At 64.4% G+C, this 22,525-nt stretch carries 22 protein-coding genes and 1 tRNA gene; 10 read left to right on the forward strand and 13 right to left on the reverse strand.

The window, feature by feature from the left end; translation table 11 throughout:
- The first annotated feature begins 8 nt into the window (after window positions 1-8).
- Entirely contained in the window at window positions 9-551 is a 543-nt protein-coding gene (locus tag ABRP17_RS06020; protein ID WP_188325092.1) for an ankyrin repeat domain-containing protein, read from the forward strand.
- A 42-nt stretch (window positions 552-593) separates the two neighbouring features.
- Here ABRP17_RS06020 and ABRP17_RS06025 read toward each other — a convergent pair whose 3' ends face one another.
- Complete coding sequence (locus ABRP17_RS06025; protein WP_372486967.1) at window positions 594-1,715, reverse strand: MFS transporter; 1,122 nt, start codon at window positions 1,713-1,715, stop codon at window positions 594-596.
- Between the two features lie 175 nt (window positions 1,716-1,890).
- Between ABRP17_RS06025 and ABRP17_RS06030 the strand changes: the two genes are divergently transcribed.
- Window positions 1,891-2,835 carry a LysR family transcriptional regulator gene (locus tag ABRP17_RS06030; protein ID WP_188325093.1) on the forward strand — a complete coding sequence of 315 codons (945 nt, stop codon included), beginning with the start codon at window positions 1,891-1,893 and terminating at the stop codon, window positions 2,833-2,835.
- 28 nt (window positions 2,836-2,863) lie between these two features.
- On the opposite strand, the gene ABRP17_RS06035 is transcribed toward ABRP17_RS06030, so the two are convergent.
- Window positions 2,864-3,781 carry a hypothetical protein gene (locus tag ABRP17_RS06035; RefSeq protein ID WP_188325094.1) on the reverse strand — a complete coding sequence of 306 codons (918 nt, stop codon included), beginning with the start codon at window positions 3,779-3,781 and terminating at the stop codon, window positions 2,864-2,866.
- A 44-nt stretch (window positions 3,782-3,825) separates the two neighbouring features.
- On the opposite strand from ABRP17_RS06035, the gene ABRP17_RS06040 reads away from it, so the two are divergent.
- A complete protein-coding gene (locus tag ABRP17_RS06040; RefSeq protein WP_349985878.1) occupies window positions 3,826-3,987 on the forward strand; it encodes a hypothetical protein in 162 nt (53 codons plus the stop codon).
- An 89-nt stretch (window positions 3,988-4,076) separates the two neighbouring features.
- On the opposite strand, the gene ABRP17_RS06045 is transcribed toward ABRP17_RS06040, so the two are convergent.
- From ABRP17_RS06045 to ABRP17_RS06055, 3 genes are all read right to left on the reverse strand, one after another.
- Window positions 4,077-4,442 (reverse strand): hypothetical protein, encoded by a 366-nt coding sequence (locus tag ABRP17_RS06045; protein WP_188325096.1) that lies wholly within the window; start codon window positions 4,440-4,442, stop codon window positions 4,077-4,079.
- Window positions 4,443-4,756: 314 nt separating this feature from the next.
- The gene (locus tag ABRP17_RS06050; protein ID WP_349985880.1) at window positions 4,757-5,224 is read right to left on the reverse strand and encodes a hypothetical protein; all 468 of its coding nucleotides are present in this window, start codon (window positions 5,222-5,224) and stop codon (window positions 4,757-4,759) included.
- 98 nt (window positions 5,225-5,322) lie between these two features.
- Window positions 5,323-6,081, reverse strand: coding sequence for a hypothetical protein (locus ABRP17_RS06055; protein ID WP_188325098.1), 759 nt, complete (start codon window positions 6,079-6,081; stop codon window positions 5,323-5,325).
- A gap of 278 nt (window positions 6,082-6,359) precedes the next feature.
- On the opposite strand from ABRP17_RS06055, the gene treA reads away from it, so the two are divergent.
- Entirely contained in the window at window positions 6,360-7,982 is a 1,623-nt protein-coding gene (gene treA / locus ABRP17_RS06060; RefSeq protein ID WP_349985883.1) for an alpha,alpha-trehalase TreA, read from the forward strand.
- A gap of 1,024 nt (window positions 7,983-9,006) precedes the next feature.
- Window positions 9,007-10,062 carry a hypothetical protein gene (locus ABRP17_RS06065; protein ID WP_349985885.1) on the forward strand — a complete coding sequence of 352 codons (1,056 nt, stop codon included), beginning with the start codon at window positions 9,007-9,009 and terminating at the stop codon, window positions 10,060-10,062.
- A gap of 156 nt (window positions 10,063-10,218) precedes the next feature.
- Here ABRP17_RS06065 and ABRP17_RS06070 read toward each other — a convergent pair whose 3' ends face one another.
- On the reverse strand, window positions 10,219-10,860 hold the full coding sequence (locus ABRP17_RS06070) for a hypothetical protein (RefSeq protein WP_188325101.1): 642 nt from the start codon (window positions 10,858-10,860) through the stop codon (window positions 10,219-10,221).
- 292 nt (window positions 10,861-11,152) lie between these two features.
- On the opposite strand from ABRP17_RS06070, the gene ABRP17_RS06075 reads away from it, so the two are divergent.
- Together ABRP17_RS06075 and ABRP17_RS06080 are read left to right on the forward strand one after the other, a co-directional pair.
- Window positions 11,153-11,419: a hypothetical protein gene (locus ABRP17_RS06075; protein ID WP_372486919.1), complete on the forward strand. Its 267-nt coding sequence runs from the start codon at window positions 11,153-11,155 to the stop codon at window positions 11,417-11,419.
- Between the two features lie 40 nt (window positions 11,420-11,459).
- A complete protein-coding gene (locus ABRP17_RS06080) occupies window positions 11,460-11,660 on the forward strand; it encodes a DUF1272 domain-containing protein (RefSeq protein WP_349985941.1) in 201 nt (66 codons plus the stop codon).
- A gap of 42 nt (window positions 11,661-11,702) precedes the next feature.
- Here ABRP17_RS06080 and ABRP17_RS06085 read toward each other — a convergent pair whose 3' ends face one another.
- The 3 genes from ABRP17_RS06085 to ABRP17_RS06095 form a co-directional block, all read right to left on the reverse strand.
- On the reverse strand, window positions 11,703-12,623 hold the full coding sequence (locus ABRP17_RS06085; protein ID WP_349985889.1) for a hypothetical protein: 921 nt from the start codon (window positions 12,621-12,623) through the stop codon (window positions 11,703-11,705).
- 365 nt (window positions 12,624-12,988) lie between these two features.
- Window positions 12,989-13,558, reverse strand: a complete 570-nt coding sequence (locus ABRP17_RS06090) for a DUF4224 domain-containing protein (RefSeq protein WP_349985891.1) — start codon at window positions 13,556-13,558, stop codon at window positions 12,989-12,991.
- Window positions 13,559-13,678: 120 nt separating this feature from the next.
- Window positions 13,679-13,754, reverse strand: a tRNA-Ile gene (locus ABRP17_RS06095).
- Window positions 13,755-13,891: 137 nt separating this feature from the next.
- On the opposite strand from ABRP17_RS06095, the gene ABRP17_RS06100 reads away from it, so the two are divergent.
- The gene (locus ABRP17_RS06100) at window positions 13,892-15,169 is read left to right on the forward strand and encodes a solute carrier family 23 protein (protein WP_349985893.1); all 1,278 of its coding nucleotides are present in this window, start codon (window positions 13,892-13,894) and stop codon (window positions 15,167-15,169) included.
- 25 nt (window positions 15,170-15,194) lie between these two features.
- Here the strand turns inward: ABRP17_RS06100 and ABRP17_RS06105 are convergent, their stop codons facing one another.
- The 4 genes from ABRP17_RS06105 to dtd form a co-directional block, all read right to left on the reverse strand.
- Complete coding sequence (locus tag ABRP17_RS06105) at window positions 15,195-16,100, reverse strand: TIR domain-containing protein (protein WP_349985895.1); 906 nt, start codon at window positions 16,098-16,100, stop codon at window positions 15,195-15,197.
- Window positions 16,101-16,221: 121 nt separating this feature from the next.
- Window positions 16,222-17,625, reverse strand: coding sequence for a type II toxin-antitoxin system HipA family toxin YjjJ (yjjJ, locus tag ABRP17_RS06110; protein WP_349985897.1), 1,404 nt, complete (start codon window positions 17,623-17,625; stop codon window positions 16,222-16,224).
- A 326-nt stretch (window positions 17,626-17,951) separates the two neighbouring features.
- The gene (gene rpoD, locus ABRP17_RS06115) at window positions 17,952-19,799 is read right to left on the reverse strand and encodes an RNA polymerase sigma factor RpoD (RefSeq protein WP_188325119.1); all 1,848 of its coding nucleotides are present in this window, start codon (window positions 19,797-19,799) and stop codon (window positions 17,952-17,954) included.
- A 91-nt stretch (window positions 19,800-19,890) separates the two neighbouring features.
- Complete coding sequence (gene dtd, locus ABRP17_RS06120) at window positions 19,891-20,331, reverse strand: D-aminoacyl-tRNA deacylase (protein ID WP_192080767.1); 441 nt, start codon at window positions 20,329-20,331, stop codon at window positions 19,891-19,893.
- A 61-nt stretch (window positions 20,332-20,392) separates the two neighbouring features.
- Between dtd and ABRP17_RS06125 the strand changes: the two genes are divergently transcribed.
- Window positions 20,393-21,313, forward strand: coding sequence for a lauroyl acyltransferase (locus ABRP17_RS06125; protein ID WP_349985900.1), 921 nt, complete (start codon window positions 20,393-20,395; stop codon window positions 21,311-21,313).
- Between the two features lie 34 nt (window positions 21,314-21,347).
- Window positions 21,348-22,496, forward strand: a complete 1,149-nt coding sequence (ribA, locus tag ABRP17_RS06130) for a GTP cyclohydrolase II RibA (RefSeq protein WP_349985902.1) — start codon at window positions 21,348-21,350, stop codon at window positions 22,494-22,496.
- Window positions 22,497-22,525 lie beyond the last annotated feature (29 nt).

Below are 22,525 nucleotides of genomic sequence, written 5' to 3' on the forward strand. Positions count from 1 at the left end.
CAGCCACAATGCGCTACTACCTGACCGGTCTGCTGACCCTTCTGCTGGCAACACCCACCTGGGCCGTTCCACCCACGGCCCCACCGTCGGCCGCCGACGCGCAGGCGCAACTGCGCACCTATTACTTCGATGCCGCACGCAGCGGACAGCAAGCGATGCTGGCCGAGTTCATCCGCGCCGGCTACGACCTGCAGACCCGCGATGAAAAGGGCTATACCGCCTTGATCCTCGCCGCCTACCACGGTCATGCCGAAGCGGTGGATCAATTGCTGGCCGCCGGTGCGGATCCCTGCGCCCAGGACAAACGCGGCAACACTGCGCTGATGGGGGCCATCTTCAAAGGGGAGCTGCGCATCGCCCAGCGCCTGATGCGTGCCGCCTGCTCACCCGACCAGCGCAACCATGCCGGCCAGACCGCCGCCATGTATGCGGCCCTGTTCCAGCGCCGCGACATCCTGCAGCAGCTGGCTGCCCACGGCGCCGACCTGGATCTCAAGGATGCCGCCGGCAACAGTGCAGAGCAGTTGCAACGCGGCGAATTCGCCCGCTGATGAAGCACCCCCACACGGCAACCTGAAACAGCCGGAGACCGCTTACCGCCGCACCCACAATGCCAGCGCGCTGGTACCGCAGGCCAGCAACACCACCGCATGCCATCCGCCCTGTGCCAAGGCCACCGCGCCCAGGCCACCCCCCGCCGCCATGCCCACGAACACGCCGGTGAACAACAGGGCGTTCAAGCGGCTGCGCGCTTCCGGCTGCAGGCCGTAGACCAGCGTCTGGTGCGAAACCAGCGCTGCCTGGAAGCCGAAGTCGAAGATCACCGCACTCACTGCCAGCAGCACCAGGCGCAGCGACGTGGGCAGCACGCCATCCAGCAGCAGGCTGGCAAAGCCGATCAACGCGATGCCAATGGCCAAGCGTGCCACGCGCTGGGTGCCCAGGCGATCAGCGAAGCGACCTGCAAACGGCGCCGCCAGTGCACCGGCCGCACCGGCAATACCGAACGCCCCTGCCCCCGCACTGCCGATACCAAACCGGGCATGCAGCATCAGCGCCAAGGTGGACCAGAACGCACTGAAGCCCATCGCCAGCAGCGCCTGCGCCAAGACCGCACGGCGCAGCGGCGGCAGCTGCATCCACAGTGCGCCCATCGATCGCAGCAGCGCGCCGTAGCCCAAGGTCGTGGTCGGCGCGAAACGTGGCAGGGTGATGCGCAACAGCACCCCCATCAGCACCACTGACCCGGCGGCAGCGAGGAACATCACCCGCCAGCCCCATTGTTCGGCGACTACGCCGCTGACCACGCGCGACAGCAGGATGCCCAGCAGCAGGCCGGTCATCACCTTGCCCACCAGCGCGCCGCGATGTTCCGGCGCGGCCAGCGTAGCGGCTGCCGGCACCACGTCCTGCGCCACCGTGGCCATCAAGCCGACCAGCAGACTGGCGATCAACACACCCGGCAGGTGGCCGGACAGGCCCGCCGCCAGCAGCGCGGCACCCAGCAGCAGCGACTTCACCAGGATGATCCGCCGCCGTTCGAAGCGATCACCCAGTGGCGCCAGCAACGCAATACCTGCAGCGTAGCCGAGCTGGGTAACCGTCGGCACCAGACCGATGGCCGCATCTCCTGCGCCCAGGGAGGCCCCCATCGCGCCCAACATCGGCTGCGCGTAGTACAGCGACGCCACGCTGAAACCGGCGCCGGCGGCCATCACCGGGACCAGCATGGCAGGCAAGGCAGCCGGTGCAACGGAGCCCAGGGTGGGAGCAGGAATGTCATGCGCAGTGGACATGGGAAGATGCCTTGGAGGGGATGCCGCGCAGTCTCCTCCTGCCTCGATGCGACGTGTAGTAGGCTTTGCCGCATCAGCCCCATACGCCAGACGCATGACCAAGCCGGTAACCACCCTCAACGCCGACCGCATCGATCTGCTGCGCACCTTCGTGCGCATCGTCGATGCCGGCAGCCTTTCCGCAGCGGCCAGCCAACTCGGCACCACCCAGCCGACCATCAGCCGCCGCCTGCAGGCACTGGAGCGGCATTTCGGCCTGCGCCTGCTGCAGCGTTCCACCCATGGCATGCAACTGACCCATGACGGCGAGCGTTGCCTGCAGCACGCGCGCCAGTTGCTGGACAGCTGGGAGGGCATCGAGCAGGACCTGCGTGGCGCGGCCCAGCAGCCCAGTGGACGCCTGCGGGTGATGGTCCCGCATGCATTCGGCCAGGCCCAGTTGATGCCGCCGATGCTGGCGTTCCTGCGCCGGTACCCGCAGATCAGCCTGGAATGGCGGCTGCACGATGGTCCGTCCGATCTGGTTGCCGAAGGCATGGACTGCGCCATCCGCGTAGGCCCCCTCGAGCAGCAGGACGTGGTGGCCGTCCATGTGGCCGATGTACCGCGCATCGTGGTCTGCGCTGCATCGCAGATGCCGGACCCGCTGCCAACGCACCCCGCCGCCCTTGCCGCCCTGCCGTGGGTATCACTCACCAGTTTCTATCGCGAGAGCGTGCAACTGCAGCGCTGCCAGGGCGCAGGCACCGGCAAGACCAGCGAACGCATCGCCATCCAGCCCCGCCTGCTGACCGACAACCTGTTCGTCCTGCACCAGGCCGTTCGCGAAGGACTGGGCGTGGGCATCGGCTCGGCCTGGCTGATGGCCGACGATCTGCGCAGCGGCCGCCTGCAGCAGTTACTGCCCGGCTGGGAAGCCGCACCGCTGCCGGTGCATCTGGTGTTTCCCGCGGGTCGCCATCGTCCGGCGCGCCTGCAACTGTTCCTGGATGCCATCCGCGAGAGCATTCCGGGCATCGAAGGCATGCGCCTGCGGTAGCGCCGAGCCATGCTCGGCGGCGCTCTTCTCACAGCCCTCGAAACATATCCATGCGCACCTCGGTGCGCTGCATCTCGCCACGCATCCGCAGGTTCTCGCGCACCTCTTCATCGTAGCCCCTGCCGTTGCACACCAGCCCGGAAAGACACATCTCATCCGCCATGGCAGATTCCGGCCCGCACTCCAGCCCACGCTCGCAGGCGAGCAAGCTGACCGCATAGGCGTCCTGCTCGGACAGTTTCATGCCCACATCGGGATCAATCTCTTTCACAAGCAGACTGGACAACAGCACCCCCATCTCCTTCAGGGCTTCACCGTCCCCACCCGCCAGCGCCTCGTCGAGTAGCCCGGTCACCGCCTCACCGCGCCCTGTGGCAGTCCGCTCGATGATGCGTGCAGAGAGATCGCCGGCCTCTGCTGCCTGCCTACGCCACTGATGCGCGATGGCCTGCATCTGATCCGGGGCGAGCCGCAACGCGTCGCACTGCAGCTTCAGACGCCCGGCGGCGGCGCGGTACTGCGCTGCGGTGACCTGATCACCACGTGCAAGGTTCGCCGACACCGAATCCACCGTGCTGTCGAACCTTGACCGTGCGTAGCCCATTCCCACGCAGCGCGCACCGATCCCCGCCAGCTGCCGCATGGCCGCAGCATCACCGGCTTGCGCTGAGCGCTTCAGGGCGCTGACCGTGTGAACCTGTGCCTGGGCTTCCGGCATCGGCACCTGATGCACAGCCGGGTCCACAGATGGCACAGATGCAGGGATTGGTGTTCTGTCCGGCCGACTTGTCTCCGGCGAGCCGACCACGTCCATGACTGTCCGCTCCTGCCTCCCCATGATCAGCAGAATCACGATTACCAAGGCGGCACACCAGGCGATCACGCTGCTTCTTCGCGCACTTCGTTTGCGCATTGCTACATCCGGCCCGTCATCAAGTACGTTCACCACCGGATGCTAGCATCGGGCGCTCATCCTCAAGGACGATCACCATGGGAAGTTTCAGCATCTGGCACATCCTGATCCTGTTGAGCCTGCTTTTGATCCCGGTCGGTATCGCGCTGGTCGTCTGGTTCATCGTGCGCATCTCGAACAAGCGCTCGCCGGTGAGTCAGTTGCCACCGCGCACGCCCACTGACGACAACCCGCTGTAACGCCGAACGAGCCCGCACAGCTGCATCGGGTAGTGACGGCCGCTGGCCGTCAGTTTCTGCATGACGCCATCCGCGACCGGCGGCAGCCTTCAAGCACCCGCCCGCCCATCGACCGGCTTGACCAGCTCGCGACTCGCCACCAGCAGTCCCTCAACCAGTTCCTGCCCAAGAATCGGCTCACTGCCGCCGTCGTGCAGACTCAGGTGTTCGGCGTGGAGTATTTCGAGAATGGCCGACAGCCCATGCAGCCGGCGCTGTTCCACTGTCGAGTTCGCACGCCGGTTTGATGCGGCAAGCAGCCACGCAGCGCGCGCCGCCGGATCGCACAGACACGCCAGCACCGGGTGATCGGCAAGCAGCGCCTCAAGTTTTTCGACGGCACGCGCAGGCAGGTCGAGTACGGCGTCGCCGATCAGCGCATGCAGGCGGTGGGCGGGCGGATAGTGACGTGACATGGCAGGCTCTCGCAGCACGGAAGCGCCACCCGCGCCGAAGCGCAGGGTGGCAGGCGATGCGGGTTGACGTACCGGCCAAGTTGTCGCCGAAAAACCGGCGGATCGGGTGATCCCCGCGCACCGCCTGCCGCAGAACCGGCATGGCAGTACATTCTCCGCCGTACCCGGAGGGCCACAACAGAGGTAAGCGACAACAACTTGATTCGGAACGTCAATTCCGGCTGGAGCGAAGGCCCCAGCCCCGTTATCGTGCACAGCCGCTGCGGCTTTTCGCTATCAGGCTTCCTGCAATCTTGAGATCGATCGCCGATATCTCACTGCCCTGACCCGCCATCCCGACCTGATCCGTCGCTTCGACGGCGTTTCCCCCATAGCGACCACAGCTTCAAAAGCTCGCCAAGGGCCATCAAGACCATCAGCAATGCGGGCGAAAAACCGGCCCAACCCATGTGTGCCAGGAAAAATACCGACGGCATCACGAGCAGTATTCTGAAAGGCAGTTGGGCAATGACGACGTAACGCCCCAGCCTGTAACGCTTCACCAGCAAGATGCCAGATAGCAGCATCGACAGCAGCAGGGTGGCATCAAGAATCGACACAAGTAACGGCAGCATGCTGCCGTGGCGCTGCTGTATCGCCATGCCCGACGCGATGTCATGAGCCACCGGGATCCCTCCCTGGTAAACGCTGCTCACCGCATATAAAAGGAGAGCAGCAAGGTCCATCGCTCCCCAGAGCATCATCCATCGATTGTCAGCGACACGGCCCATTCCCTTGCTCACAGTTTCTCCTTCCCACATACATTCCATGGATGATCCAACACAAGACGGACCGACACCGGTAGCGCCGAGCCATGCTCGGCGGCAGCGCGCGCTCCGCATCAGTGCCCCGAATGCATCTCATCAAGCAGTCTGCGCAACCACTCAAGGCGCTCATTCACCCGCTCCATTTCACCCTCCCCCTGGGCCTGCTTGCGCACCATGCCTTCAAACGTCTCACCGCACATCAAACCTATGAGGCACGTTTCATCGTGGCGAACCGATTCCATCCCGCAGTCCATTCCACGTTCGCAGGCCAAGAGAATCAGCGCCGTGTGGTCGTACGGGGTGCTGCCAATACCAAAGCGGGGAGGCGCCCTCTGCACTGTCGGTAAGTAGATCATCGACAGCTCATACAATGCGCGCGGATCGTCGGAAGCCAGTGCGTCGTCGATGAGGGTGTCCGCATCATCCGGCAATGCCGCCTGCGTCTCCGGCGTAAACGCGCGGCCGCGTTGACGCAAGCGCGCCAGCAGATCACCACTTTCCGCAGCATCAGCAAGAAGCTGACGGTACAGCAGCACGTGCTCCTTTTGGCTGCCAAGCCGGAGGTTCTCGCACTGCGATCCCACGCGGGTGGCGGCAGCGCGCAGCGCGGCCTGATCGACAGGATTCAACCGCGATGCCGTGGACTCAACGCCGCTCCAGAAATCGCTTCCCCGGTTGAGTCCAAAACTACAATTCAGGATCAGCTCGGAAAGCTCGCGCATGGCAACCGGGTCGCCGGCTTCCGCGTCGCGCCGAAGTTCCAGCACACGCGACGCCGCCGTCGCTGGATTGCTGCGCGGTGTCTCCGCCGCACCGCTCTGGCTCCCGGACACTCCAGTCGATCTCGTGACCGCTACGTCCCCGTCATTCGCGGGTTCGACGGAAGATGTGCCCTGCCCTGACCACCAGACGACAGCGGCAACCACACACAGCAGAAGCCCAACGAGGGTGAGCGCGCGTTTGAGCGGCCCCTTTGGCGGTTGATCCCTGCGCATGTGTCGTCCTTGATTCAATCCCTGTCCACTTTACCCGGCAGGCGCGACATGTCATCACCCGCCGCTGGCGGCAGCCCGTATTACAGTGGATTCCACGCTCATCCTGAGGCATGCCCATGCGCGCATCCCACGGCCTGGCCGGCCTGTTCCTGTCCCCCCTGCTGTGGAGTGGCATCGCCGCTGCCGCCGATCCGGTACCACCCGATCAACAGTTGCAGCCGCTGTTTCAACAGGTCCAGGGCGCTCATCTGTTTCCCGACCAGAAGACGTTTGCTGACGCGATACCCCGCCGTGCGCCTGCCGACGTGCTGGGTGCCTGGCATCGTGAGCAGCTCCAACCGGGCTACGCACTGCAGACCTTTGTCAGCGACAACTTTGAGATGCCTGCCGAGGCCAAGGCATACACCCCGCCGGCGGGCGAGACACTGCGCGCGCACATCGACGGTCTGTGGCCGGTGCTGACCCGGCAGACTGGCACGGTGGATCCGCACGGCTCGCTGCTGCCCCTGCCCAAGCCGTATGTCGTGCCCGGCGGTCGCTTCCGCGAGGTGTATTACTGGGACAGCTACTTCACGCTGCTTGGGTTGGCGAGCAGCCAGCAGTGGCAGTTGGTACGCGACATGTTGGACAACTTCGCCTACCAGATCGATACCTACGGCCACATTCCCAACGGCAACCGCAGTTACTACCTCAGCCGCTCGCAACCGCCTTTCTTCAGCCTGATGGTGGATCTGCTGGCGACACACGAAGGCGACGAGGCCTACCGTCGCTACCTGCCCCAGCTGCGCGCGGAGCATGCCTTCTGGATGACCGGCGCTGAGGCGCTGGCGCCCGGCACCGCACAGACCCGCGTGGTGAAACTGGCCGACGGCAGCGTACTGAACCGCTACTACGATGCCCGCGCGGTGCCACGCACCGAATCGTGGACGGATGACTTGGCGACGGCCGCGCAGGCGCCTCAGCGTGCACCGTCACAGGTCTACCGCGATCTGCGGGCCGGCGCTGAATCCGGCTGGGATTTCAGCTCGCGCTGGCTGGATGATCCGTCGGCGTTGTCCAGCATCCGCACCACCGATATCGTGCCAGTGGATCTGAACAGTCTGCTGTACCACCTGGAAGTCACGATCGCGCATGCCAGTGGCGCAACCGGTGACCGTGCGGGCCGCCGCGCCTTCAAGCAGAAGGCCGACGACCGCGCCCGCGCCATCAACAGCGCCCTGTGGAACGCGGAACAGGGCTGGTATGTCGACCGTGACCTGCGCAGTGGGCAGACGCGCCCGGCCCTCACGGCGGCGGCACTGTTCCCGCTGTGGCTGAAGGTGGCAACCCGGCCGCAGGCACGCCGCACGGCCGATGCGGTCGAACAGCAGTTGGTGAAACAGGGCGGCCTGCTGACCACGACCATCACCACCGGCCAACAGTGGGATGCGCCCAACGGCTGGGCGCCGCTGCAGTGGGTCGCCGTGGACGGGCTTCAGCACTATGGCCAGGACACGCTGGCGCGGCAGGTCGGTGTGCGCTTCCTGCGGACCGTGCAATCGGTCTACGACGGCGAACAGAAACTGGTGGAAAAATATGTCGTGGATGGGTCCGCCGGCGGTGGTGGTGGCGGCGAATACCCGCTGCAGGATGGCTTCGGCTGGAGCAACGGCGTGACGCTGGCGCTGCTGGATCGGCTGTGTGCACCGAAGAAGCGCTGTGACAGTGCAGCCGACGTGGAAGACTCATCATCTCCGTAGTGCAAAACTGAAGACTTGCAGCCGCGCTTGCTTTAGAAGTGCCGAGCAGGTGCAAGGCACCTGCTCGATGATCCTGTCCGCGAACGGCAATCTCGCGGTGCGTAAGGCTTAATGCGCGGGTATGACCCTGCAGCCGACGGCCGGCTCTGCGCTCACTACCTCCGTACCGTCTCCTTTAGAGCAAAGATAGAGGGGCTCCTTCTTGGGTTCCCCATTTTGCCCCGCCCAGTCGCGCCAAGACGCGCCCGTTGTCTGAGTCTGGGTGACAACATTGCCAGACCCTGTACGGCCGACCACACCGGAAGAGACGACTGCTCGCGTAGCCTCACGCCCAGTCTCACAGCGCTGCTTATCAAATGCGCGACGCACGGCCTCCTTCTCACCCCTTACATTAGCGAGCTCTGAAGCCTCGATGCCGTCGCCATTACCATATCCCACCCAGAAAGCTTGAACTTTGCTGGACTTCCTTCTTTGCTCTTGAGCCGTTGTAAGTTGGTCTTCCCGACGAGCTAGTGAATTAATCTCAATACCAAGCTCATCGCAGCTGTTACGCGCGTACTTCATGTCAGACGTGTATGAACCGGTAATTTCTGAAGGCTTCGTCGCCAGATTCATACATCCACACGCAGTAGTTGCGACGAGAAAACTCGTCACAGTCATTTTGATCTTCATCTTTCCCCCTGATTTGAAAGGCGCTCCATGCGCAGCTGAATGCTACGCGCACATTGGAAAGAGCGCACCTGCAAGTTACTGGTCAGGGACCACAGAGGACTAAGAGGCTCGCATGCTTCTCCCGCGCTCGCGCCAATAACTGAAGGAAATTTGTAAGTGCCGACTATGGATACACCTGATTGACGGGAGACAAGTTGTTCCCTTGACCCACCCAGTGTCCCAAGCGCGGCGGCACCGCTCGGCTAACTCCATGAAACCAGCGTGAAACGGCCCTTCGAAAACTTTCACAACCAAACGCGCAGCCTCATGGCGCACGCTGCATCGGCAGCGCACAGATACGGAGCGTCATCCCATGAATACCCGCAGCGATTACGAAGATCGCAGACCCCTCGGTGCCGATGTGGCAACGGTTGTCAGCACACCGGCGATCGTCGCCCCTACGCACGAAAGCGCCGTCTCCTGGGGCGCCATCCTGGCCGGCGCTATCGGTGCTGCCGCGCTCTCGCTGATCCTGCTGATCCTTGGCGTCGGCCTCGGTCTGTCGTCGGTTTCCCCGTGGTCATTCGATGGCGTGTCGAAGGAAACGTTCGGCTGGACCAGCGTCGCGTGGCTGACCTTCACCGCCATCGCGGCATCGGCACTCGGTGGCTATCTGGCCGGCCGTCTGCGCACCAAGTGGGCGGGCCTGCACGGTGACGAGACCTACTTCCGCGATACCGCACACGGCTTCGTGTCGTGGGCCGTTGCCACCCTGCTGACCGCTGCGCTGCTGACCTCCGCCATCGGCGGCATCCTCGGTGCCGGTGCGAAGGTCGCCGGTGCGACTGCAGGCGCTGCAGCGTCCACCGTCGGCGTTGCCGCCGCAGGTGCAGGCTCGGCCGCGATGGGCACCCAGGAAGGTGATCTGGATTATTGGGTCGACTCTCTGTTCCGCAACGCATCGACCGATCCGGCAGCGCCGCCGCCGCCGGCACCATTGGCACCGGGTGCCATGCCGTCGCCGACCGCTGGGGCCCCTGCTGCGCCGGGTAACGTCCCGCCGCCGCCGCGTCCGATGCCGGGCAACGAGCGTGGTGCAGATCGCCGCGAAGTCCGCAGCGAAGTGAACCGCATCATCGTGTCCAGCCTGCGTTCGGAAGGCCTGAATCCGGCCGACACGCAGTATCTGGCCCAGCTGATTGCCCGCGAGACCGGCATGAGCCAGGCTGAAGCACAGGCGCGCGTCACCGACGTGCAGACCCGCATGCGTGCAGCGCTGGAAGAAGCCAAGACCACCGCCATGAAGGCGGCCGATGACGCCCGCAAGGCATCTGCCTATGCCGCACTGTGGCTGTTCATCACCCTGCTGATCGGCGCGTTCTTCGCCAGCCTCAGCGCCACGTGGGGCGGCCGTCGCCGTGACCTCTAACTTCATTTCTCACCAAGGAGAGCTTTCATGAAGACCTTGCTGCTGTGGTTCCTGGGCGTGCCGATTCCGCTCTTGATCCTGTACGCGATCTTCTTCTGAGATCGCAGACCTGCATCGCATCAGGCCACCTTCGGGTGGCCTGATGCGTTTCGGCGCTCAGCTTTCCTGGCTGAGCTGCTGCACCAGATGGCGCGTCAGCCGGCGGCGCGCGAAGAAACCCTGCAACTGCCGCGCCTTGATGGTGGTCGGGCGCAGACGGACTCCGTTCCCGGCAGTTTCCTCCACGCGGTAACCGCGTGACGCCGCGCAGAGCTCCGCCCGCGCAGCGGTAATCACCACCACCGTGATTTCCAGTGAGGCCAGCGGCATGTCCGCAGTGATATCCGGATTCTCCGCGCAGGCCCGGTTGATCATCGTGGAGAATCGCCCGATATCGATCTCCTCACCACTGCTCAGCGGCCCCACGTTGGTCGCCCGCCGCGCATCGCCCGAATCGGGTTCGTCACCACTGGCCCACTGCTCGTTACGCTCGGGAATGATCGCGCGGATGCGGGTGCCATCGGGCTGGGTGAGGTCGAACATGATGTCCAGCAGGAATACCGGCTCCAGACCAAGGTTGGTGACGAAACAGTGCGCATTCATGCCCCGCCCTGCCCCGGAGGTAATCAGGATCGACGGTCGCCGCTGCCGCCGGTAGCTGGACAGGAAGACGTTGAGGTAGACGATCCAGATAAGGGCCGTGACGCCTGCCATCACGGCGGTGATCAGGGGTGCGTAGTGGAGCAGGGTCTGGAGCAACGTAAGGTCCTTGTGCGTCTGTCAGGGCGCCCGCCGCATGTGGAGTGAGGCGGCAGCGCGAGCCGCCCAATCTGCAGCGTATGCCGTAAGCACTGCGAGAAGCCAACATGAAATTGCGAGCCGGACCGCTGGAAAATCGGCTCGCCGTTGGGTAACGTCATGCATCGGAACAGGGCATGCAAGGAGCGACGCCGCGATGGCAAGAGGGTATTCAAAGCAACGGGGCGATGGCACGGTCGCCTACTATGATTCCGAAGAAGCCATGTTGGCCGACGTGCCACCAGCGCCCGGGATGTTCGAGTTTTCCGTTTTCTGGGCCGTCATCGGATTCTTCATCTCCGTGCTCGCCGTGGCCCTGGTCAACTACGCCGTGGAGCCGGGCGCGGCCTGGTCCAAACCCATCCGCTTCAGCCTGTCTCTACTGGGCGTAGCAGCAGGCACCTACGTGATCGGTCGCGCAGGTCAGTTCCTGTTGCATGCTTGCTGGCTGTTGATGGGCATTCTGATCGTGCTGGGCATCCTGGGCACCGTCGTTGCCACGCTCTGGCATTTCGCCTGAGCCTCCCCTTCCCCATGTGGAGTGCCGCCTCATGCTGCAGATGCGCCCCCATTGCGAATGCTGCGATGTTGATCTTCCTGCAACCTCGACAGATGCCTGGATCTGCTCGTTCGAATGCACGTTCTGCACCCGTTGCGTGGACACCACGCTGAAGCAGCGATGCCCGAACTGCGCCGGCGACCTCTGCAGAAGGCCCACTCGCGTGGGCGACGCGTTGGCGCGGAATCCAGCGTCAGGGTAGAGCCGACTTCAGTCGGCTGCCGTCCCCCTTTTCCTGCCGGACTCACTCCACAGGTGGTTGCTGCGCGGCTTCTTCTTCCCGCACTTCCCTGTACAAGGCCTCGAGCTTTGCCTCACCGGCGGCGCGTGCACGGGCATCCGCTTCGCTGTTCTGCCGTGCAATTTCCTGGTATTCCGCCCAGCGGCCAGGCGGCAGGACCTCTAGCTGGTTGTCAGGGCGTAGCTGGAGCGACGCCGGGGTCTTCATCGAGACGGCGAAGTTGTCCAACAGCCACTTCCGCCGCACGTCGGGCGATGCATGAAGCAGGTCGGCCTCGGCGTACGTCTGCATGGGCAGCAGTTGCTCGGCAAGCAGCTCATCGGTGGATACCCGCACGAGTCTGACGATCAGCCGCTCTCGATCCGAGTCGTCGTTGTAGAGCGCGACGACGTCGCCCTCTATCCAAAGCACCCACCAGTACCCCGTTATCGGATAGACATGGAAGGGCCGCTCGCGCACCAGCAGCACATTGCTTGCCTCGTCATAGAGTGTCTGCCAGCCGGGCGCTGTCTCACTAGGGGAGCAGTCCGTCGAGCTTGTCTTGATCCTCTCGACCCTGGCCTTGCCCTTCCCCGCGAGCAGTCGCGACGTCCAGCAGCGCGTCGAATCGCGATTGTGCGAGGCCAGCAATATCGCATCATCGGCGAGCACGACTACATCGCTGTGCACGAACGTATCGTTGGCGGCTTGCGGGTCCTGCAGCAGCGAGGCGAACGCCTTGTCGGACAGCTTTTCGCCATCGAGGTACAGCACGTACGTCGTGTAGTGCCGGTACTCACTGATGTTGATGTCCAATCTGCTCTCGGTGACCGCGACGACCTTCAAGGTGTCGGAGGAGAGCACTGGTTCCTTGCTGGTCCAGGCGCAGCCGGTCAAAAGCAGCAATGCGGCGATGCCCAGGACTCGGATAACTCTGGTGGTCATAGTGTTCCGGTCTGCCAAGACGTGGTGATGAGGTCGCGGCGCGCCAAGAACCGCATGACAGCCTACATCGAAGTCAGGGACGCGAGGAGTGCCCAGCGACCACCATGGCACGTCCTGTCCATGCTCATTGGCAAAGCGCACCCGAGCCGAGGCATGCCCGCCGGGGTAACCTTCATACCCATCGCGGCAAAGCTAGCGACAGAAAGCTGCGCTGGAACGCGTGGCATCGCCGACGCTTCGACCCTGGACAGCCCCAACACCGCGCTCCACCTGTGCTTCCATCACAGCTGACTTCTCTGTGTCAGGCCTCGCGATCGTTCCTTTGACCAGCAGACTCTGCATGCCGCGGCCGGACAATTGCGGATCTACGGCTCGACCTCCATTTGCCGCCTTACCTGACGAATGAGCTGCTGTGCAGCTGCATTGGCTTTACTTGCGTCGGATCGCCTGGCCGCCTCCAAGGCATCAAGCAGCATTGCATGTCGCTTCGCTGCATCGCTCTCCCGCCTTGCCGCCAAGACAGTACTTGATGCGTAGAAGTACAGCTCGTTCGAATCACCAAGCTCACGAGCGGTTGCCTTCCACTTCTCGGCAAGTTCGTCGCTCCCCGAGAGCGCCTCATAGTGCGCGATCAATCGCCTCACGGATTCGAGATCGCCCTTCTTCGCGGCCGCCTCCACCAATGCACGCTCCTTCTCCGGAATCATGTGCGCATCGCTTGGACTCATGATCTCATTATCGTCGGGGACGCCTCGCTCGCCTTCACAGCCAGCTAGGGCGAATGCAACAGCTATAAGCAACACCACGGGCCAACCTTTGCCGTCTATGTAGTGCCGGATGCCGTTCTGCCGGAAGAAACGCAGCTGGCCATCCCTCCGCGGGCTGCGCGCCAGCGCTTTGATCTCGTCGCGTGTCAAGCAGAGCTTGTCTGGCATCAGACTACCGCCTTGTTGGAGCGCCATATCGGACGGGGCGAGTCAGGTCGTACCGGAGCCCCGACCGGTTGCCGTAGGACGATGCAAGTGGACTTCGCTGGACGCCTGTAAACGTCAATGTGGTGGGCCCACCAGGATTCGAACCTGGAACCAAAGGATTATGAGTCCTCTGCTCTAACCGTTGAGCTATAGGCCCGCTTGACGAGCGTCAGTGTAATGCAAGGCCCCTGTCGGGCTCCAGATACCCATGCGTCGCCACGTGTGTCGCCAGCTCCTCTAGCGCACGCCCGCGTGGGTCACCCAGCATGGAGGCCCACCTTCCAGGCCTCGTTCATGCCCCTGTTCCGATGGACACGGTTGCCTGCTGGATCCTCCATCGCTGACATAGATCAGCGGCTCTCGTGGCCCCACACCCTCATTCTGGGCACGCAGTACTTCACCGTCATGCTGGGTGCCATGGTGGCCGCCCTGCTCATGGGGTTCGATCCCAGCCTTTCTCTGCTGATGTGTGGGATTTCCACGCTGCTGTTCTACGTGGTCACGGCCGGCCGGGTGCCAAGCTTCATGGGCACAAGCGGCGTCTTTGTCGGTGCGGTGATCGCACTTACCGACTACGACGGCCAGGGTGGCAACGCCCACCTGGGAGCCGTACTGGGCGGCATCCTCTTCTGCGGCGCGGCCACGTTTCTCTTGGGCATCACCGTCCGCCGTTTCGGCACCCGTTGGATCATGGCGCTGCTTCCACCGGTGGTGACCGGCACCATACTGCTGCTGGTCGGTACCAGCTTGGCGTCGATCCCGGCGACCATGCACGATGGCACGCCCTTCGGCACGGGGATCCTGCTTGCTACGGCGGCCCTGCTCGCCGTACTGCTGACATCGCGTCATCAATTCGTACGGCGCATCGCGCTGCTTGCGGCTCTGCTCATCGGCACGCTCGTCCATGCCCTTTCCGGCAGCGCGCTGTCGCTGGCAGCGCCGATCTCCCTGCAGCCGTTGACTCAGGCAGCGTGGTTCGGCTTACCCGCGTTCCAAGCTCCACGCCTGGACGTGGCGACGTCCATGACGCTGCTGCCATTGGTGCTGGTGCTCGCGGTGGAGACATTGGCCCACGTAAAAACGGTCGGCGACATGACCGGGCGCGACCTTCAGGGGCAGATGGGAAATGCGCTCGTGGCGGACGGTGTGGGCACCATGCTCAGCGGGAGCAGTGGTGGCCCGCCGATGACGTCCTACGCCGAAAATGTCGGACTGATGGCGACAACCCGTGTCTACTCCACGGCGGTACTGGTGGTGGCGGGCATTCTCGCCGTCGTACTCGGTCTGTCGCCCAAATTGGGGGCCGTGCTGCGCCTGATACCTGCGCCCGTGCTCGGCGGCGTCGTACTGGTGATGTTCGGGATGATTGCGATTGCCGGTATTCGCATGCTGCACGACCACGCCGTCGATCTACGCCAGCCACGCAATCAAGTCATCGTGCTCGTTCCGCTGATGCTGGGCGCTGGCCATTTCTCGCTGTCACTGGGAGCACTCACCTTTGACGGGGTGTCTGTTGCCTCAGTCGCGGCCATTGCCCTGCAGGCGATGCTGCCACGGCGCGCCGGCCCCTGAGAGACCGGCGCACAGTAGACCCCGATCACGCGACCGCGTACGGCCCCTGCGACTCGAAGTAACGCCGCAAACGCGTGCACGCTGGCGTCAGCACCGTCCCCAGATCCCGGCTGGCATCCGGCTGCCACCGCAGGTTGACCACCCCCGCCAGCTCAGCCGTGCCGCCGTGGCTTTCCAGCAGCACCACTCGGTCACCGCCGAGCACACCCAGCAGCACACCCACTTCCAGCAGCACCTCATCGCGCGATGCGGGCCATGCCGCATCATCAGAGGTGCGCGCATCTTCGGTTCCCGCAAGCACGACCGCGAAGTCCACGCCGGCGGCGGTTTCCTGCAGCCGCTGCACCGCCAGCCCACCACTGCGCGCCAGGCCGTCCTGCCACAGGCGCACGGTGAAGCCTTCACTGGCCAATGTTTCCTGCAGTACCTGTGCGGCATCGGCCGACTGCGCCGAGGCAAGCACAAGCACCTTCGTGCGTTCGCGCGCGCTGCCAACGTAATCGTTGCGTTGGAACAGGCGGCGCGCGAGCTCCTGCGCGACATGACGATGGATCAGCGGGAACTGCTGCGCCAGGTCGTCCAGGCGGGCCGCACTGAGACGTGCGACCACACTGGGTTCGGCCGCGACCACGGTGGCCGAGCGGATCTGCGTCGGCTGCACGGCGGCCATTTCGCCCACATGCTCGCCCGCTTTGCGGTGCGCTACGCGCTTGCCGTTGACGAAGACATCGAACGAACCGGTAACGATGAGGTAGACGTCATTGTCCACTCCACCCTGATGGATGACGGCGGCACCGACCTGTGCCTCCAACAAGGTCACACTGCTGGCCAATGCCTCGGCAAGTGCGCTGTCACCCCGAACGAGTTTCTGTTCGGACAGCGCATACAGCAGGTTGCGGCGACCTTCGTCGCCGGTGAATCGAGCCAACATTGACGTCCCCCTGTGGACTGCATCCGATATGGATGTCACGCGCAGATTACCCCCAAATATGTGACGCGGAGCACGCATTTTTGGCAAATTAATAGGCACTTGCTGAACAGGATGAACGCGCTCAGCCTCCGAATTGCCTTCCCAAGACGCCCACCCGGCGGGCGTTTTCCGCCGCCAGGTCGCGCACCGTGGATGAGCGTATCAAGTTGGATGCTGCCACGCGCTCCCAGAACTGTCGCGCCAGCGGTGCCGCCCACTGCAGGTGCACCAGATCCCGGCTGCTGGTGGGCGCGGGCGGTTGCAGCCCGGACGCTGGACGCAGGATGCCGGTACGCGAGGGCGCCAACGACATCGGCAGCATGTCGTACGCTGGCGCCAGCAACAGCGTGCCGCTATCGACCAGATGGAAACCCAGGTTTCCTTGATGCATGTCGGTGTTGCCGATGAGGCGGCCGAATGCCTGCAGGCGTCCAATGTCCGCCACGGTGTCGGCCGTCAGCCAGCCTTGGGCCTGCAGCAGGCCGGCAGCACCCGTCCACTCTTGTGATGCCTCACCCGTAAACGCCGAAGACAGCGCCGACAACGACACGAATCCGTGTCGCCCGAGCAGGTTGGGCGTGCGGTCGAAGCGCTCGACTTCCAGGAAGGTGTGCGTGTCTGTGGTCAGCAGCGAAGTGGCCGATGCAGCCACCCCCGCCGCACGTAGCGTATCCAACGCCAGATGCTCGCAGACCAGCAGATCTGCCCAGCGCTCCGCTGCCTCCCCGGCTCCCTGCTGGGCAAATTTCACCAACACGGCGCGACGCACGCTGTCCTGCTCCAGCGTTGCGGTGAACTTGGGTTGCTCACCGCCCGGTGACGACCCGACTTCCTCGCCTTCCAGCGCAGCCAGTGCGCGGCGTGGGTACTCCCGGATGCGCTCACTCACCGCCATTCTGTCAGGCGGCGACTCAAGGACCTGAAGGGCCTGTTGCGCGGCCGTTCCACCGAGCAGCAGATCGCCCGATTGGGTGCCCCCCGCATTGACCAAGGCCAGCAAGGTATCGCTCAGCTGCCAGCGGTTGAGGTCGTTCGGCACGCCCAGCGAGCGCGCCGCGCGGTGTGCGAACGTGCGCCCGAGAAAGCCCTGCGGCCGCAGTTCGTCGAGGTACCACGGCAGACCGGGGAAGAACGCAGGCACGTCGCCGTCAGGCGAGCGGGTGAGGTTGGGCCGCACCGCATTGGCTTGGAAATGGAAGGTATCGCCTGTAAGCGCGTGCAGTTCTCCCAGCGCTTCAAGCGTTGCATCGGCGCGAAGCCGATAAAGCGGCCACTGGCTGCCAGCGGGTGTCACCTGGCGTGCCGCGTACGCCGTGCGCCGGGTCTGGCCGATACGGACGACCTGGTCACCGGCCTTGGCGACCAAGCGGCTCAACGCCATCCGGTTCACACCCAGGCGCTCAGCCAAGGCGCCGGCCGCGATGGGATCACCGGGCGGCAGCTGGGCCAAGAGGGTCTGGATGGTGGGAGGGGTTGGCTTGGACATGCGCACAGTGTTACATGATTTGTTACGTAACATTTTGGCTTGGTGGGGACAGCCTATTGCGGCGCCTGTCATTTTCGAAATTTGGTTACGAATAATGTTACGTAATGTCGGCTATGGGGCACTGGCACGGGCGCGGGCACGGGCACGGGACGGTAGAGCCGACTTTAGTCGGCTGCCCCGGAGGGCGGTGCGGACCGAAGTCCGCATTACCAAGCGCAGGGGCATCAAGCGCAGACATACCAGGCGCAGCCGGCAGATCCATATTCCGCACAAAGAAAAACCCCGCCGAGGCGGGGTTTTTCAGATCCTCGAGGAACCAACCGGAATCAGTCGATATCGAGGAAGCTGCGCAGCTGCTCGGACCGGCTCGGATGACGCAGCTTGCGCAGCGCCTTCGCTTCGATCTGGCGGATGCGCTCGCGGGTGACGTCGAACTGCTTGCCGACTTCTTCCAGCGTGTGATCGGTGTTCATGTCGATGCCGAAGCGCATGCGCAGCACCTTGGCTTCCCTCGGGGTGAGGCCAGCCAGCACGTCACGCACGGTTTCCGACAAGTTGATGTTGGTGGTGTTCTCAATCGGGGACTCCACGTTGGTGTCCTCGATGAAGTCGCCCAGATGCGAATCCTCGTCGTCGCCGATCGGGGTTTCCATCGAGATCGGCTCCTTGGCGATTTTCATCACCTTGCGGATCTTGTCTTCCGGCATGTCCATTTCCTTCGCCAGCTCCTCCGGCGTTGCCTCGCGGCCGTACTGCTGGAGCATCTGACGGGAAATGCGGTTCAACTTGTTGATCGTTTCGATCATGTGCACCGGGATACGGATGGTGCGTGCCTGGTCGGCGATCGAACGCGTGATGGCCTGGCGGATCCACCAGGTCGCATACGTGGAGAACTTGTAACCGCGACGGTATTCGAACTTGTCCACGGCCTTCATCAGGCCGATGTTGCCTTCCTGGATCAGATCGAGGAACTGCAGACCGCGGTTGGTGTACTTCTTGGCGATGGAGATGACCAGGCGCAGGTTGGCCTCGACCATTTCCTTCTTCGCCTTGCGGGCCCGGGCTTCGCCGTAGGCCATCGCGCGGCTGATTTCCTTCAGGTCATCCAAGCTCAGCAGCGTGCTCTTCTCGATATCGATCGTAGCCTGCTGCTCGGAGATGATCTGGTCCTTCACGTCACGCAGGGCCGAGGACCACTTCTGCTTGCGCTTCAGTGCGTCTTCCACCCACTCCAGGTTGGTCTGGTTGCCTTCCCACGAGCGGATGAAATCCTTGCGCGGCATGCGGGCAGTGACCGTAGCCAGGTTCAGCACGCGACGCTCATGCGACTTGATGCCGGCCATGGTGTCGCGCAGCTGGCGGGTCAGCACGTCGGTCAGCGGCAGCGGCAGCTTCAGGGTGACGAACACCGCCGACATCTCCTCGCGGAGCTTCAGCAGGTGCTTGCCTTCGCCCTTGGCGGCGGCTTTCTTGAAGGCGTTGAAAGCATCAGCAAGCGCCTGCATGCGCGCGGCGACTTCTTCCGGGTCCGGACCGGTCGGGCCGGCTTCTTCCTCGGCGTCGTCGGCGTCGTCTTCTTCGTCCTCATCGGCGTCGTCATCGTCGTCGCTGGTGTCTTCCACCACCGCCGGCGCCGGGACTTCGTCGGACAGGTCGTTGAACCCGACGATCACTTCGGCCAGGCGCTTCTTGCCTTCCTTGTGGGCCTCGTAATCGGACAGCAGCGATTCGACCGACACCGGGAACAGGCCGAGTGCGGCCTGTACCTGGCCGAGGCCTTCTTCGATGCGCTTGGCGATGGCGATTTCGCCTTCGCGGGTCAGCAGTTCCACCGTACCCATTTCGCGCATGTACATGCGCACCGGGTCGGTGGTGCGGCCACCTTCGGTGTCGAGTGCGGTCAGTGCGGCAGCGGCTTCTTCAGCGGCGGTGTCATCCACCTCGCGATTGCCGGTGTTGCCGTCATTGAGCAGCAGGGTTTCCGCATCAGGGGCCACTTCATGGACATCAATGCCCATGCCGTTGATCATGCCGATGATGTCTTCGATCTGCTCCGGATCGACCATGTCGTCGGGCAGGTGATCGTTGACTTCGGCATAGGTCAGGTAGCCCTGTTCCAGGCCCTTGCTGATCAGTTGCTTGATTTCGGATTGGGCAGGACGTTCGTTGGCCATGGATGCTCGCGCCACCGGCTGGAGTAGGAAAAGGGAACGTAGCATTATACCAGCCCCTCGCCCGGCCTGCCCGGGCGGTGGTCCCGGGGGGTCAGGGCCTGAGCAGGAAGGTCACGGGACCGTCGTTGACCAGGCTGACGACCATATGGGCACCAAAGCGCCCCGTTTCCACCCCTGTTGCATGCTTTTCACGACAGATCTCGACAAATCGATTGAACCCGCGTTCAGCCTCGGCCGGCGGGGCCGCGCTGGTGAAGCTCGGCCGCATGCCTGATCGCGTGTCGGCAGCCAGGGTGAACTGGCTGACCAGCAACAGGCCGCCGCCGGTGTCGCGCAGCGAGCGGTTCATTTTTCCGTCGTCATCGGCGAACACACGGTAACCCAGCAGCCGATCGGCCATCCGCTGCAACTGCGCGTCGGTATCGCCCGGCTCCATGCCCACCAAGGCCAGCAACCCGGCACCGATCTGCCCGATGGGCTGGCCATCGACGTGCACGGCGGCCTGGCTGACGCGCTGGATAAGAACAAGCATGGGGACCTCGATCAGGGGAGCAACGGGCCACCTTAGCAGCGGCCACGCTAGACTTGCCGGGATGAACCCGCACCGCAAAGCCCGGCTGGCCTACCGTGCCGCCACCCTGCTGACCCGCCTGCCCTGGCCCGTGTTGCGCGCCCTCGCCAACGGCCTGGCGTGGCTGTGGATGACCTTCAATGCCCGCGAAAGCCGGGTCACCCGCCGCAACCTGGAGCTTGCCTATCCCGCGCTGGACAGCGTCGAGCGCACGCGCCTGCAACGTGACGTGCTGCGCTCCACTGCCCTGCAGGCGCTGGAGACGCTGCGCCTGTGGACCCGCCCGGCGGCCCACAACCTGCGCGACCATCTGCGCGAGCGCCATGGCGAGGCGTTGTACGACGCCGCGCTGGCCTCGGGAAAAGGGGTGATCGTGGCGGCCCCGCATTTCGGCAACTGGGAGCTGTTGAACCAGTGGCTGGCGTCCCGCGGCCAGATCGCGATCGTCTACAAGCCGCCGGAAGATGCCGCCGGCGACGCGTTCCTGCAGCTGGTGCGTGGCGGTGACAACGTGCAGCAGGTGCGCGCCGAAGGCACCGCAGTGCGCCAGTTGCTGAAAGTGCTCAAGGACGGCGGTGCGACCGGCATCCTGCCCGACCAGCAGCCCAAGGCCGGCGACGGGGTGTTCGTGCCGTTCTTCGGCATGCAGGCGCTGACCATGACCCTGGTCAACCGGCTGGCCGAGCGCACCGGCGCGACCGTGTTGTACGGCTGGTGCGAGCGCACCGGGCCGGGCATGCAGTTCGCCCTGCACATCGAAGCGTCCGCGCCCGCCCTGGCCGACCCGGATCCACTGGTCGCCGGCACCGCATTGAACGCCGGCATCGAGCGCATCGCGCGCCGTGACCCGGCGCAGTACCAGTGGACCTACAAGCGTTTCACCCTGCGTCCGGATGGCAGCGGCGAGGCCGACCCGTACGCCACCGCGACCCATCCGCATTGATTCCGTCGCACTCAACCCCATGTGATTGACCACGATGTCTCCCCTGCCCGGTCCTGCCATGCCTGTTGCTGCCTCCTCCCTGTTCGGTGATCCGGCGGCCATCCGCTGCGAGCGTGCGGTGGCCGAACTGCGTTCCGGGCGGCCGGTCGTGATCACCGATGACACCGGCCAGCGCATGGCCGTGATTGCGCTGGACAGTGCAACCGCGCGCAGTTTCGAGACCTTCGCCGGGCTGGCGGACGACCGCCATTACCTGTTTCTGACTGAAACCCGTGCCCGCGTGCTGGGGGTGGAGGGCATCGAAGCTGCCCAGGGCGTCCGCATTCCGTTGGCGGGCATCCCCTTCGATGCCCTGCCGCAGCTGGGCTACCTGCGTGAGCCTGGCCCGTTGCCACCGCAGTGGAACCCCGGCGATGCACTCGATGCCGGCGCTGTGGAGCTGGCCCGCTTGGGCCTGTTGCTGCCTGCGATGGTCGGCCTGCCCTTGGCCGGCGACGATGCACGTTTCGACGGTGCCGCGCAGGTCGCCCTGTGCGACCTGGCCGAAGGCGCCGCCCATGCCGCCCACGATTACGAGCTGGTGGCACGCTCACCGGTACCGCTGCGCGAGGTCGGGATGACCACCTTCGCGGTGTTCCGCGGCGGCGTGGCCCAGCGCGATCAGGTGGCGATCATCGTGGGCGAGCCCGACCTTGCATCGGTGGTGCCGGTGCGGGTGCACTCTTCGTGCCTGACCGGCGATCTGTTCGGTTCGTTGAAGTGTGATTGCGGCGACCAGCTGCGCCGTGGTCTGCGCAAGTTGAAAGAGCTCGGTGGCGGGGTGCTGTTGTACCTGGACCAGGAAGGCCGCGGCACCGGCATCGCCGCGAAGATGCGCGCGTATGGCTACCAGCACGATGGGCTGGACACCATCGACGCCGATGCACAGCTGGGCTTCGGCGCGGACGAGCGCCGCTACGGCAGCGCGGTGGCGATGCTGAAAGGGCTGGGCATCGCCCGCATCGCCCTGCTGAGCAACAACCCGACCAAGGTCCAGCGCCTGCGCAATGCGGGGATGGATGTGGTCGACTGCATCCCGGTGACCGGCGACATCACCGTGGAGAACGAACAGTACTTGCGCACCAAGGCCGAACGTGCCGGGCACCTGCTGGACGTGGACGCACTGATCCAGGCCGCGCAGTAACCGGCGTACCACCGGTAGCGCCGAGCCAC

Source organism: Stenotrophomonas sp. WHRI 8082 (genome assembly GCF_040223995.2).
In the GTDB taxonomy this organism is placed as follows: Bacteria; Pseudomonadota; Gammaproteobacteria; order Xanthomonadales; family Xanthomonadaceae; genus Stenotrophomonas.

Excerpts from the sequence above, each read along its gene's own strand:
- ABRP17_RS06020 (WP_188325092.1), top strand. The coding sequence starts at position 9 with ATGCGCTACTACCTGACCGGTCTGCTGACCCTTCTGCTGGCAACACCC.
- ABRP17_RS06025 (WP_372486967.1), bottom strand. The coding sequence starts at position 1,715 with ATGGCCGCCGGCGCCGGTTTCAGCGTGGCGTCGCTGTACTACGCGCAG.
- ABRP17_RS06030 (WP_188325093.1), top strand. The coding sequence starts at position 1,891 with ATGACCAAGCCGGTAACCACCCTCAACGCCGACCGCATCGATCTGCTG.
- ABRP17_RS06040 (WP_349985878.1), top strand. The coding sequence starts at position 3,826 with ATGGGAAGTTTCAGCATCTGGCACATCCTGATCCTGTTGAGCCTGCTT.
- ABRP17_RS06045 (WP_188325096.1), bottom strand. The coding sequence starts at position 4,442 with ATGTCACGTCACTATCCGCCCGCCCACCGCCTGCATGCGCTGATCGGC.
- treA (WP_349985883.1), top strand. The coding sequence starts at position 6,360 with ATGCGCGCATCCCACGGCCTGGCCGGCCTGTTCCTGTCCCCCCTGCTG.
- ABRP17_RS06065 (WP_349985885.1), top strand. The coding sequence starts at position 9,007 with ATGAATACCCGCAGCGATTACGAAGATCGCAGACCCCTCGGTGCCGAT.
- ABRP17_RS06075 (WP_372486919.1), top strand. The coding sequence starts at position 11,153 with ATGTTCGAGTTTTCCGTTTTCTGGGCCGTCATCGGATTCTTCATCTCC.
- ABRP17_RS06080 (WP_349985941.1), top strand. The coding sequence starts at position 11,460 with ATGCGCCCCCATTGCGAATGCTGCGATGTTGATCTTCCTGCAACCTCG.
- ABRP17_RS06085 (WP_349985889.1), bottom strand. The coding sequence starts at position 12,623 with ATGACCACCAGAGTTATCCGAGTCCTGGGCATCGCCGCATTGCTGCTT.
- ABRP17_RS06090 (WP_349985891.1), bottom strand. The coding sequence starts at position 13,558 with ATGCCAGACAAGCTCTGCTTGACACGCGACGAGATCAAAGCGCTGGCG.
- ABRP17_RS06100 (WP_349985893.1), top strand. The coding sequence starts at position 13,892 with ATGCCCCTGTTCCGATGGACACGGTTGCCTGCTGGATCCTCCATCGCT.
- ABRP17_RS06105 (WP_349985895.1), bottom strand. The coding sequence starts at position 16,100 with ATGTTGGCTCGATTCACCGGCGACGAAGGTCGCCGCAACCTGCTGTAT.
- yjjJ (WP_349985897.1), bottom strand. The coding sequence starts at position 17,625 with ATGTCCAAGCCAACCCCTCCCACCATCCAGACCCTCTTGGCCCAGCTG.
- rpoD (WP_188325119.1), bottom strand. The coding sequence starts at position 19,799 with ATGGCCAACGAACGTCCTGCCCAATCCGAAATCAAGCAACTGATCAGC.
- dtd (WP_192080767.1), bottom strand. The coding sequence starts at position 20,331 with ATGCTTGTTCTTATCCAGCGCGTCAGCCAGGCCGCCGTGCACGTCGAT.
- ABRP17_RS06125 (WP_349985900.1), top strand. The coding sequence starts at position 20,393 with ATGAACCCGCACCGCAAAGCCCGGCTGGCCTACCGTGCCGCCACCCTG.
- ribA (WP_349985902.1), top strand. The coding sequence starts at position 21,348 with ATGTCTCCCCTGCCCGGTCCTGCCATGCCTGTTGCTGCCTCCTCCCTG.